Source organism: Candidatus Igneacidithiobacillus taiwanensis (assembly GCF_031962545.1).
Lineage (GTDB): Bacteria > Pseudomonadota > Gammaproteobacteria > Acidithiobacillales > Acidithiobacillaceae > Igneacidithiobacillus > Igneacidithiobacillus taiwanensis.
Genome location: NZ_JAVRKK010000075.1, coordinates 1 through 11,033 on the forward strand (window position 1 = coordinate 1; position 11,033 = coordinate 11,033).

Sequence of the window (11,033 nt, forward strand, 5' to 3'; positions counted from 1 at the left end):
CCCCAGGAAATGTCTGGGATTTCGGACACCTGCCGAAGTTATGGCGCAGCAAGTCAGAGAGTTATATGCGGGTGTTGCACTTCAAACTTGAAACCGCCATGCGCCGTGTAGGCAGGCTGATTACTGCCGCAGCCAGCCAGGGCCAATACCGCAAATCCCAACAACACCGTTTTCGGCTTCATCGTTTTCCCTCGCTGTTATGGCAGAAGATTCGGGCTGTTCGTGCCAGAGGCAAACAGGCCATTGGCGACCAATGCGCCTGTGGCATTTGCCTGTGCCTTTTTCTGCTTCTCATACGCAATCTGCGCACGCTCGCCGTTCTCGGTGATCTCCGCCAGTTGCTGAATCGCCTTGGTGGTGACATTGGCAGCGGCTACCGCCGCACCGGCCACCTGCGCCCGGCCCTGGGCCGTCGCCGCCTCCTGCTGGATCGTCTGCATGGACTGATCCTCTGTGGCGAAGTCCTGGGCGGAAAGCCCGAACGACTCTAGGGTATCCTGCATGACCGTGTTCGTGGAGTTGTTCCAGTTCGCGTAGTTCTGCGACAGGTTCTGGATGGACGCGCCCGCGCCCTGATATTCCTGCGCAAGCTGGGCACCAATGTTCTGGCCCGCGTAGCCCAGCGCCTGCGCCTGGTTGTAAATGCCCTCCAGCTTGGTGATGCTGCCTACCAGCGGGTTCCAAACCTGGTCAAACATGGACATGGGCATGGTCAGCGTGTTCTGTACCATGTTCTCGTACCGCTGAACCATGTTTGCGTACTGCTCAATCTGGGTACTCACTTCTTCGGCCTGCTTCGCCAGTTGCTGTACTTCCGTGCCCTCCTGAACGATCTGTTCCGGGAGAGTGGCCCCGCCCGTCACCGCACCGCCTGCAAAGGCCATGGGGCTGGACAGCGACAACGCCAATACCAGAGCGAATTTGCCTTTCCGTCGCATGTTTTTCATTGCAATTCTCCCAAAATCGCCTGCACATCCTGGTTATACCTGGCAAGTCCGGAATCTATCGGGGCCATGTAATGGGCGACGGCGGGCAGATCATGCCCTAGAACACCCACAACGCTCATGCGAATGGCGTAATTCGGAACCGGCAGCAATCTATCGGTATGGAGATACCCGTTGGGGATCGCGTAGGTGCTGGGGGTCTCCAATCCCTGGATGTTCTGGGCAAGCTCCGGGTTCTCCTGAATCGTCACCTGCACCGCATTCAGGACCGGGGCCTGAAACGGCAACATGGGGATCGTGGCCGTTCCCGTGGGGCAAATGTCCTCCAGACGGGCGAACCCTCGGATAGGCGGGATCACCCAGCCAATCGGCGCGCCATTCGCGGGCCCGGGGATGTACTGCACTGCCGATAGATTCGGGATGTTGCCGATCCCTGCCTGCCAGTTCTGGATGGGCAAGGGTTCGAGCGCCGAACCCGTGCCCAATGCCGCAGAGATTTGATTGCCCACCGTATTCAACAAGCCATTGAGATCATTGGATGCCGTTTCCATGGCGTTGGCCTGCTGCTCCACCTGCTGAAGATTTTGCGGCTGCTCTCCGGCCTGCGCCTGGGCGTTGAGGTAGTCCCCAAGCTGGGCCAGAAAATCTTCGCTCACAAACTCCAGGGCATAGGCCTCGGCCTCTGCATCTCCCGCGATGTTGAGCCCACCTGTCACCAGATTGCCCGTGGCGCTATCCCAATGGGTGTTATGGCAAAGTTCTGTGCCACCCATCCGGTTGATCACCGTGGGGCCTTCTCCAGACCAAAGGCGGTCACCATATCCCGCAAACTGGCCGTAGTTCACCGCCTGCTGCTGGATTTGCGGCCAGGTGTTGGCGATGTTCTGCATGACCGCCTCATCCGTCCGCATCCGCCCCATGGCCTGCGCGGCGGTTTCCCCAGCGAAAGCGGCGGGAGCACATGCCAGTGCCAGCGCCGCAACCACAATCCTTATATCCATGTGTTTCCTCCCCGAAAGCCTCAGGCGGGTATAGACCGCGACGGCCAGAGATGGCCGTCAGTACATATTCGCCAGGACGCCCACCCACTCCTGCCGATGGCCTGGCAACTTTTCCTGAAGCCAGGCCATCGGCCAACGCTTGCCATGCTGGGCCTTGAGTTCCGCTACCCGCTTCACCTCACGGGGGTCGGAAACACCGCAAAAGGCGAGCGTTACCGGCCCCATGGCAAGCTGAATCCTGCGACTTCCCTCGGGGGTGGACAGGTAGTAATCCTGCTTGGGCGTGGACTGCGCCAGTAGCTCGATCTGCCGGTCGTTCAGGCCCATGTCCACATACAGGGGCCGCAAGTCCTGGCTGACCGCCATACGGTTCGGCAGGTAAATCTTGGTGGGGCACGACTCCTTGATCACCGGCAACAGCGGATTCCCCTTGAGATCGGCCAGGGACTGGGTGGCAAAAACCACCGCCGCGTTTTTCTTCCGCAGTTCCTTGAGCCATTGCCGGATCTTGGCAAGGAATAGCTCGTCGTCGAGGAAGGTCCAGGCCTCATCGAGCAGGATCAGGGTCGGCTTGCCGTCGAGCATCTGTTCGATCCGATGGAAGATGTAGAGGAGCACGGGGACCGTCACCTTCTTCATGGCGGGACTGCCATTCATCAGGTGCCCCAACTCGAACGTCGTCATGGGCACGTCCGTGAAGGACAGCCCGTCCGTCTCCGCATCGAGCAGGGCACCGGTCTGCCCCTGAATCGTATAGAACGACAGGGCCTCCTTGATCTCCGACAACTGCACGGCCTGCACGAAATTGGTCAGGGATCGCCCCTCTCCACGGGCCAGATCATGAATGGCGTCGCGGATGGCCGCACGCTCGGTGGCCGTAACGGTCATGCCCTGCAATACGCACAGCGCCTCGATCCAGTCTGCCGCAAAAGCGGCCTCGGCGGGTTCCTCGACATGCTGCAAGGGCGCAAAGGACAGGTCGCACAACGGACCGCCTAGGTCATAATGCTGGCCGCCCATGGCTTCGGTAAGCGCATAGACCGACATGCCCTTATCAAAGGAGATCACCCGTGCGTTCTGGTAGCGCTGCCATTGCGCCGCCAGCAGGGCGAGAAAGGTGGACTTGCCTGCACCGGTGGGGCCGCCAATCAGCGTGTGCCCCAGATCCCCGACGTGGAGATTCAACCGGAAGGGGGTAGCGCCCGTGGTGGCGGCGTAGAGCAGAGGCGGAGCTTTTTCTCCATTCGCCATCTTCATGAGGGGGCTCGGGCACCGCGCTTCGCCAGCCCAAATCTCGGTTTTGGGCACAAAATCGGCCACATTCAGAGAGTGCATCAGGGGACGGCGAATGTTCTCATACAAATGGCCCGGGGTGCTCCCCAGAAAGGCCTCCACCGCATTGGTCGTTTCCAGGTGGGCAATGTACCCGTTATTGTTCAGGAAGGTGCGCACCGCCTTGATCCGTTCTGCAAGGACTTTTTCGTCCCGAGAGCGCAGCACCACGGTCAGGCTGAAATTGCCGTAGGTTACGGCCCCCTCATTGGCTTCCGTGATCGCCTGCTTGGCGTCAAAGGCCAGGTTGGTCACGTTGTCGTCGGCAGACAGCACCGATTCTCCCTGCCCCGCGAACTTTTGCGCGGCCAGGCTCTTCAGATTCTCCCGGGAACCAAACCACTTATCCCGAAGTTTTGCCATGTCCGCCACAGCATCCGCCTGATCCAGCGGCAGGAAGCGGACCGTATACCGCAGCGGAAACGGCAGGCTGTGCAGGTGTTCCAGCATTTCCGGATAGGTGGTGTTGGGGAACCCCAGAACCGTGATGACCCGGATTTCCTCATCGTCTATCGACGGTTCCAGCCCACCGACAAAATCGTGGTGACCCAGCACCGCGTCCAGATAGGCGGGTATCTTCGGGGCATGGATCTTTTCCCGCGCTCCCGTCAGACATTCGTGGATATGCGTCAGCAGCCCATCGGCATCGAGGGCGCGCACCCGGTAGAAGGTGCGAAAAAGTCCCAGGACCACTTCCAGCATTTGCCTGTACCGCGCCAATAGGTCGCGGAACGCATCCTCTTCCGCGCTATGCGCTCCTTTCCCCACCCCCTTCTGGACCAGAGCGTTCGTGACAGCAACCTCCGCGTCAACGGGAGTCCGCCAGGTTATCGTGCAGTAGTAGCGGGAGACGAAATGATGGCTCTCCTGCCCGTACTGCGCTGCCCGCTCCATGTCGATCAGGCGGGATACCGGGTCCCGGAAAGCACACTCGGCGATGTCGATGTACGCGCCCGCAGGCTCACGAATGGCCGTGACATGCACGCCCCAGTCTGTGCCCATGCGCGACAGGACGTTGTTCCAGAGCGCCGAAAGACTCTCCAGATCGACAACCCCCATGCTCTCCAGATCCGGGCCGTCGTAGCGAAAGCCTGCCAGAAAGCTCCCGTCCTTTTGCAAGGCGATCGCCATGGAACCCGCACCCGTTTCCCATTCATCCACCAGAAAGGCGATGTTCAGCAAATCGGGAAGGCCAATGGCCTTGTCGCGGTATTGCCGCAGATTGAGCATGTTTGGTCTCCGCTATACCCTGTTATCGAAAAAAATGTCAGCCTTTCTTGCCCAGCACCTTCGCCAGCAAGGACAGCACCCCTCCAGAAGCCACGGATTGGGTCTGTTCTTTGGGAGCCTTGTACTTCACCGGCGCATACGCGGTTGCTGCCGCTGGATAAAACGTCTGCTGTCCCCAGTGCCTGCGTATGACGCCCAGCGATTGCGGGTCTTTCTTCGCCAGCGAGCGTAAGAAAGACTGCCCCACGCCTCCCACCAGGAGGCTGACGGGAATCAGCCAGAGAGAAAAAAGAATGGGGGCGGCAATGCACAGGAACCACAAGGCAAAAACCGCATCGCGCTCACCCCCTGCGATCAACAGGGGGCGAACAAGGGACTGGTGCAAGGTTACCCTGCGGGTCTGTTCCGGCATCTCACAGCCCAATCAGATGGACCGCATGACCGGCCACCAGGGACAGCGTGCCAACGTGGCCCATGGTCGCGCCGCCCGTGATGCTGGTGGCCAACGCTTTGGCGTTCGCCATGGCGATACCACCGACGGTAGCACCCAGACCGATCATCATGGCCTTCTTGTGTTCGCCGCCGTGCCACCAGGCGAGACCCGTTGCCACCACACCGCCTGCGGCCACGAGGCCGCCGAAATCCTGCATCCCCGTCAGCACGGTATTCAACGGCCCGGCAATCGGACTGAACACGCCGCCGCTGGTGGAGGCAAAGGCCACAGCCGGAGAAAGCGCAAGCGCGAGCCCGCCCAGAGCCTTCTTCATTCCTTCCTTCAGTTTCCACTTCTTCATGTCGCTCTCCATTGCAATGATCCGACAGGCAGGTATAGACCGGCAGGGTTGGGGTATACCCTGAACTCGGGAAAGCTGAAGGGTGTCGATACCGCATTCAAAGGTCCCCACCACGGAACCACGTTCATCGGCAAAAACTCTTTACGCATGGCTCTTGCCCTCCTTCACATCATGAATCGCCGTAATCCGCCGCCCAGCCGGATGCTCGGGGTCTCGGGCAATCTGGATGACCACATCCACGGCTTCGCGAATCAGGTCTTTCTGCGGGAGGACGCCAGCCTCCTGGCAGAGTTGATCAAGCCGCAACAGGGCCGCTTCGGGATGATTTGCGTGGAGCGTTGCAATCCCGCCCGGGTGGCCGGTGTTCCAGGCCTTGAGCAAGGCGAGAGCCGCCTTGTCCCGTACTTCGCCGACCAGTATCCGGTCGGGCCGGTAACGCAGGGTCAGCTTGAGCAACCGGGTCATGTCGATGCCCGCATCATCGTCCGTCAGGAATTGCACGACGTTGGGTGCGGAGCATTGCAACTCGCGGGTATCCTCGATAATGACGATCCGCTGATCGGCACCAGAGGATTGGGAAATTACGTCAATCAGGGCATTGGACAGGGTGGTTTTGCCGCTCCCCGTACCGCCGCTGACCAGAATGTTCTTGCGCTCTTTCAGAGATCGCTCCAGAAAGTCCCTCTGTGCTTCCGTGACAATCCCTCGATCGACATACTGGTTCAGCGTGAACACCGACCGGGCAGGCAGACGAATGGAGAACGATGCACCCTCCACAAGGGGAGGGATGGCACCGGCGAAGCGGCTGCGCAGAAACTCCATGGGCATCGCCCCCTCCACGACAGGCTTGTCCCGGCTTACCGTGGTGTGGAGAAAATCGGCCATGAGCCCAAGCACCGCCTGCACCGAGTAGGGGTCGATCCGCGCAAATTCCGTCATACCCTCCCCCAGGCGCTCGACGTACACCTTGCCGTCCGGGTTCGCCATGATCTCCACCACTTTCGGATCGTCGAACAGCGCGACAATGGGCTTGCCCAAATACCGCTGCATCTGTTTGATGCGCCGGGAAAGGGCTTCCTGTTCTTTCAAATCGTGCTCGATGGTCATGGATTTTCCCCTTCGCTATCTCCTCCGTCCCCTTGAATCGGGTCGATCTGGCGCTGAATCAGCTTGGCGATTTTCCGCAGGGCCATTGGGCGATTGCCGTCAAAAGCTGCACCTGTCTGCTGGATGTAGCGCTCATACCGGGACAACGCCGAGGCCTGGGTAGCCTCTCTTTCCGTCCCCGGCTCCGGCAGATGAACCAGCATCAGCTTGACGAACACGTCCAGCATGGCCCCGACCATATCCACCTCGGCCAGCACCGCGTCCACATTTTTGTTCATGCCATGCAGGGTGGCGACTACCCGCCGCTCCAACGCGGCCAGACCAAATTGATCGTTCGCTGCCGCATCCATCCCCCGCATGGCGTAATCCGTGACAAGATCGGTCAATTTCATCTGCCTCGCCGCAGCCTCCAGCCGCAGCCGCTTGGCATACTCGTTCTGTAGCTTGATCGTCACCGTAACGGATGGCATGGGTTCCCTCGGTCTGCATCGGACGACAGGGTATAGACCGAGAGCGAGAGGGATACGCGCACTTGTTTTTGTGTAGACAAATGCCTACACTTTATACATGCAGATCGACGGATTTGATTGGGACAGCGGCAACTGGCCAAAATGTGGCAAGCACGGTGTTTCTCGGGAGGAAATCGAAAGTTTGTTTCTCGGCGGTGCTGCGCGGGTAGCGCCAGACCTGCGGCATTCCTCACCGGCAGAGATACGCCACATCGCTGTTGGGACAGTAGGCGGGCGTGCTCTGTTTGTGGCGTTCACCATCCGCGCCCGGAAAGTCCGCCCCATCAGCGCCAGATACATGCACGAACAGGAGAGATTGCGCTATGAAGAAAGTACCCACGATGACAACCGATGAACAGGCAGAACAGTTTCTGGAACAGGACCTGTCGGATCTGGACTTTCGGCAGTTCCAGCCCATGCGATTCGAGATAGCCCCCAAAGATACCGCGCTCAACATGCGGCTACCGGCTCCCCTGCTGGCAGCGGTAAAGGCCAGAGCGGCAGCCAAGAACATCCCCTACACGCGATACATTCGGATGCTGCTGGAATCGGATGTTGCGCAACACGACAAGTGATTGCCCGCCAACAGAGCGTTTCCAGCGCCGTCACTCGATCTCCGATCCGGGTTTCCGTGTGCGGCTCTGCTTTTCTGCCTTCCTTGCCCGCTCGGCTTTGCGCTCCTGTTCCTTCTTCCGCCGCTCCCGCTCGCGCCGCGCCTGCAACTCCTGATGCCATACCGCCGCAAAGCCCGTCCTGGGATCGAGCGTATCCCGGATGCCGTGCCGCTTTTCGTGCGCCATCTCGTCATCCAGGGCGGCATCGGGAATCTTCACCGACCGAAAGCCCTGGTCGGGGATCACCAAGTCGTAGTCCTTGACGGCCACACCCCGGTCCAGCCCAGTAAGAGCAACCAGATGCCGTAGCTGTAGATCCTGTTTCTCACGGGCCCTTTCGATGGATGCCGTCTGGTACACGATATGCGCCCGGTTATCCACGCCCTCCAGCAGCACATAAGCGCGCCCATTTTCGTCATCGAGGCCGGTCCCCAACACCCGGCCCACCAGCCGGTCGCCAGGTGCAAGGCGCGTCACCTGGGGCACACAGCGCGGCTCCGTCATCAAGGCGCGGGCCTGCGCCACCATCTTGGTGCGCGTTTGCAGGATTTGCAGTTCCTTGAGCGCCCGGTCCCAACCAGGCTCCAGCCGCCAGGTGTTCGGGCCAATCTTGTCAGCCACGCCGATCTTCACCAGATTCTCCAGTCGGGCAACGCGCAGCCGTCTCTCCCGGCTTCCCTTCTCTGTCAAATCGTCCGGGTATTCATCCACCAGCCAATAGCCGCTTTCGTGCCCCTGGGCCTTGCCCTGAATGGCGCGGTCCAGCCGGGTAAAGCGTCTCGCGTCCAACTCCTGCTCTTTGGAGCGGATCAAATCCTGCTCCGAACGGTAGCCAAGCTGCTCCGTAAGCACCTCCGATGCCGCTTCCCGTATCCCCCGCCGAATGAGGTCCGGGGCCAGTTGCAGATTGTCTTTCCCCCGGATCAACAGATGCACATGCGGGTGACTGGTATTGTAGTGGTCGGCAGCAATCCACTCATAGTCCTTGTCCAGCACCCATTGCATCTTTTCGTTGAACTTCCGGGTGAAATACCGCAAGCCCTCCGGCCCCAACGGGTCCTCTGGGGCCAGAATCACCTTGAACAGGGCGTGATCGTCCTCCACCTGCCAGGTGTTCAGCGTGCGCGGAATGGAAACCTCCTCCGCATCCGCCGTGAATCCGTGCCCCTTTTCTCCCTCACGTTGTGCGCCCTCGCGCTCCAGATATTTGCCGTGGGCTCCCCACTGCCCGGGCTTACGGTTTTTGACATAGCTCACCTTCGCCATGCACCGGCGCGCCAGACGCTTGTCCGCAGGGCCTTGCGGATAGGGGCGTACCGGCGAGGTCGTGCCGAGATGCGGCAACAGGGCTCGGATGCCGAGTCTTGACCCCCTCCCCGCCTGGGCTCTGGCCCGCTGAATCTTGTTGTGTACCCGGGAGGCCTGCGGACGACCTCGGGACCGTTCCTCTTCCAACTGGTCGTCAATCGTCTCGACCGAAGTGAGAAACCGCCCCTTCCGGTTCTGGATAGGCTGCGATCGCTGCGTCATACCCTACCCAGGACGATGCTCACGACGGGCAAAGCGATACCCAGCGCGACCAGGGCGAGACCGGCATAGCGGAGCGTCGGGCGCATCCGCCCAAACTCATCGTACTCGTTGCTTGCCACATGAAGCGCCCAGCCCGCGAGCGGTAGCAGGACCACTCCGGTCGGAGCGCCCAGAAATGCCGACGCAAAGGAATGGCTCCACCAGGGATAACGGCCAGAGCCGAGGATATAGCCATAGCCCATGCCCATGGCGTAGGCAAACAACACCGCCATACCGCCCAGGAGCGCCACCATCGACGAAAAATGGGTCAAGGCGTGGCGGGTAACGGCTTCGAGCACCGCAGGCTCATTTACCACCGTTACCGGGGGCGGGGGAGCAACGGGCGTTGCCTCCGGTTCCTTCGTGGGCGTCTCCGGCTTTCCTGGCTCTATACCATCCCGATGCTCAGAATCCGGTGGCTTTTGAGCCCCTTCCTGCTCTGCCGCTCTTGCCGCCTGAACCTTCGGCGCGATGCCGAGTTGCGGTACGACAGCCCCCATATCCTCCTCATCCACCCCGCCCAGATCCAGCAGGGATTGCACATCGTCCCGCACGGCCTTCAGTTCACGCGATAGCTGCTCAACATGCCGGGAAACCACACTCTCCACCAAGGGCCCCAGGGATTCGACGAGCGACTCCGTAGCGACCGCATCGCCTGTCTGGGGGTTCCCGTCTCCTGGGGCTTGCTCCCCGGCGCTGGCGGGGGGCGCTTTGGGGGCAGCCCGAGCGCGCGTCGCAGGCCGTGGAGATGGTGTGGTCACCAGCGCTTCTCCGGCTTTCAGCAGATCGTCGATCTCGCTCATAACCCGATCCCCTTTTCCACCACCTTCTGTTTGACTGGGGCGCGGTTCTGCGATGGCCCCAGGGCATTTTTGGCTTCCAGCGCCTGCTCATACGCCCGCTTTCCGTGCTCGGTGGCAGGCTCCAACGCGATACCGAGACGCACCGCCATTTCGATGGTCTTTTCCTCAAATGCCCGGCTCCCGGAAAACCGGACCGGCTCGCCAAAACGCTCCCTGGCCGCCTTGAGCGCCACTTCGACCGATTTGTTCCGGCGATCCTCCGCCTCGCGGCCAATGCCCAGCATGGCCCGGTTCGTGACACTCACCTTGTCGCCATGGTCCAGGACCAATGCTTTGCCCCGCTTGGCGTCGGAAAGCAGAATTTCCGGGGGCGACTTCTTCGGAAACCGAGGGGCAGGCTCAGGATCGGCAACCTTCCGCTCGGAGGCCTGTGCGTCTTTTACCGGGTTCCCCGGCCAGTCTTTTGTCAGATCCTCTTCCGTCGATGGCTCGGCGCCCCCCTTGGGAGGAATCTCCGGGTGCTCGGGGTCCTTTACCACGCTCACCCCCGCTTTCATGGGCATCACCGGGCCAACGGCAAGCGGCGTCTGTTCCTGCGATTTGCCGCGCTCTACCGCGTTTTCCAAACGCTCCCGATCCTTTTCCGGCTCATTTGCTGCCAGTTCCTGTGCAACCTCCTGCGAGGGACCAAAGCTGATTCCCTCATCATCCAGCGCCGGGCCTGCCCAGCGCCCCTCCTGCTCCAGACGGGCCTGGATCTGGTTTGCGACAAACCCTCGGCTATGCGGGTTTTTCTCGACAAGCGTCAGCACCTCCCTGTGCAACGGATCATCCAAAGGGATAAAAGCGCTCATCTGCGCGTCCTCGTGGATGACGTGCAGGCCTCGGGCCTTGTCATCGTTGGTGGCGACTACATCCAGTGGGCCGTAAGAAAAAAGGTGATCGAGTTCTGCTGCCATGGCGTGATTCTCCTGTGCTGGGGTAATGAATGGCGATCCGGGTGCGGATGACGGCGGGCAACGCGCGACGCTCTGCATAAGTTCACAAACCTTTGGCACTTCTTTGGCGAGGGAGGAGTGCCATGCAGGTTCAACATGTCGGGTACCGGATCCGGGGGTTTTACCGGGTAG

13 protein-coding genes are annotated in these 11,033 nt (G+C 60.7%); 2 read left to right on the forward strand and 11 right to left on the reverse strand.

The window, feature by feature from the left end; all coding sequences use genetic code 11:
- Nucleotides 1–53: 53 nt before the first annotated feature.
- The 8 genes from RTI30_RS09560 to RTI30_RS09595 form a co-directional block, all read right to left on the reverse strand.
- Nucleotides 54–182, reverse strand: coding sequence for a hypothetical protein (locus RTI30_RS09560; RefSeq protein WP_312283699.1), 129 nt, complete (start codon nucleotides 180–182; stop codon nucleotides 54–56).
- A 15-nt stretch (nucleotides 183–197) separates the two neighbouring features.
- Nucleotides 198–947, reverse strand: coding sequence for a P-type conjugative transfer protein TrbJ (trbJ, locus tag RTI30_RS09565; RefSeq protein WP_226838924.1), 750 nt, complete (start codon nucleotides 945–947; stop codon nucleotides 198–200).
- On the reverse strand, nucleotides 944–1,945 hold the full coding sequence (locus RTI30_RS09570; RefSeq protein ID WP_215865501.1) for a hypothetical protein: 1,002 nt from the start codon (nucleotides 1,943–1,945) through the stop codon (nucleotides 944–946). Before RTI30_RS09570 ends, trbJ begins: the two co-directional genes overlap by 4 nt.
- Nucleotides 1,946–2,002: 57 nt before the next feature.
- Nucleotides 2,003–4,507 carry a conjugal transfer protein TrbE gene (locus tag RTI30_RS09575; protein WP_312283697.1) on the reverse strand — a complete coding sequence of 835 codons (2,505 nt, stop codon included), beginning with the start codon at nucleotides 4,505–4,507 and terminating at the stop codon, nucleotides 2,003–2,005.
- A gap of 37 nt (nucleotides 4,508–4,544) precedes the next feature.
- Complete coding sequence (locus tag RTI30_RS09580) at nucleotides 4,545–4,919, reverse strand: VirB3 family type IV secretion system protein (protein ID WP_215865499.1); 375 nt, start codon at nucleotides 4,917–4,919, stop codon at nucleotides 4,545–4,547.
- A 1-nt stretch (nucleotide 4,920) separates the two neighbouring features.
- Entirely contained in the window at nucleotides 4,921–5,301 is a 381-nt protein-coding gene (locus tag RTI30_RS09585; RefSeq protein WP_215865498.1) for a TrbC/VirB2 family protein, read from the reverse strand.
- A gap of 141 nt (nucleotides 5,302–5,442) precedes the next feature.
- The gene (trbB, locus tag RTI30_RS09590) at nucleotides 5,443–6,408 is read right to left on the reverse strand and encodes a P-type conjugative transfer ATPase TrbB (RefSeq protein WP_312283698.1); all 966 of its coding nucleotides are present in this window, start codon (nucleotides 6,406–6,408) and stop codon (nucleotides 5,443–5,445) included.
- Nucleotides 6,405–6,878 (reverse strand): hypothetical protein, encoded by a 474-nt coding sequence (locus RTI30_RS09595; RefSeq protein WP_215865497.1) that lies wholly within the window; start codon nucleotides 6,876–6,878, stop codon nucleotides 6,405–6,407. Before RTI30_RS09595 ends, trbB begins: the two co-directional genes overlap by 4 nt.
- Nucleotides 6,879–6,975: 97 nt before the next feature.
- Here RTI30_RS09595 and RTI30_RS09600 point away from each other — a divergent pair, with 97 nt between their 5' ends.
- Both RTI30_RS09600 and RTI30_RS09605 read left to right on the forward strand, forming a co-directional pair.
- Nucleotides 6,976–7,272, forward strand: coding sequence for a BrnT family toxin (locus RTI30_RS09600; protein ID WP_215865496.1), 297 nt, complete (start codon nucleotides 6,976–6,978; stop codon nucleotides 7,270–7,272).
- Nucleotides 7,241–7,492, forward strand: coding sequence for a CopG family antitoxin (locus RTI30_RS09605; protein ID WP_215865495.1), 252 nt, complete (start codon nucleotides 7,241–7,243; stop codon nucleotides 7,490–7,492). Before RTI30_RS09600 ends, RTI30_RS09605 begins: the two co-directional genes overlap by 32 nt.
- Before the next feature lie 30 nt (nucleotides 7,493–7,522).
- Here the strand turns inward: RTI30_RS09605 and RTI30_RS09610 are convergent, their stop codons facing one another.
- Genes RTI30_RS09610 through RTI30_RS09620 form a run of 3 tightly spaced genes read right to left on the reverse strand, consistent with a single transcriptional unit; the run spans nucleotide 7,523 to nucleotide 10,862 of the window.
- Nucleotides 7,523–9,061 (reverse strand): DUF3363 domain-containing protein, encoded by a 1,539-nt coding sequence (locus RTI30_RS09610; RefSeq protein WP_215874193.1) that lies wholly within the window; start codon nucleotides 9,059–9,061, stop codon nucleotides 7,523–7,525.
- Complete coding sequence (locus tag RTI30_RS09615; RefSeq protein WP_215874548.1) at nucleotides 9,058–9,903, reverse strand: hypothetical protein; 846 nt, start codon at nucleotides 9,901–9,903, stop codon at nucleotides 9,058–9,060. Before RTI30_RS09615 ends, RTI30_RS09610 begins: the two co-directional genes overlap by 4 nt.
- Nucleotides 9,900–10,862, reverse strand: coding sequence for an LPD7 domain-containing protein (locus RTI30_RS09620; RefSeq protein WP_215873943.1), 963 nt, complete (start codon nucleotides 10,860–10,862; stop codon nucleotides 9,900–9,902). Before RTI30_RS09620 ends, RTI30_RS09615 begins: the two co-directional genes overlap by 4 nt.
- Nucleotides 10,863–11,033: the final 171 nt, after the last annotated feature.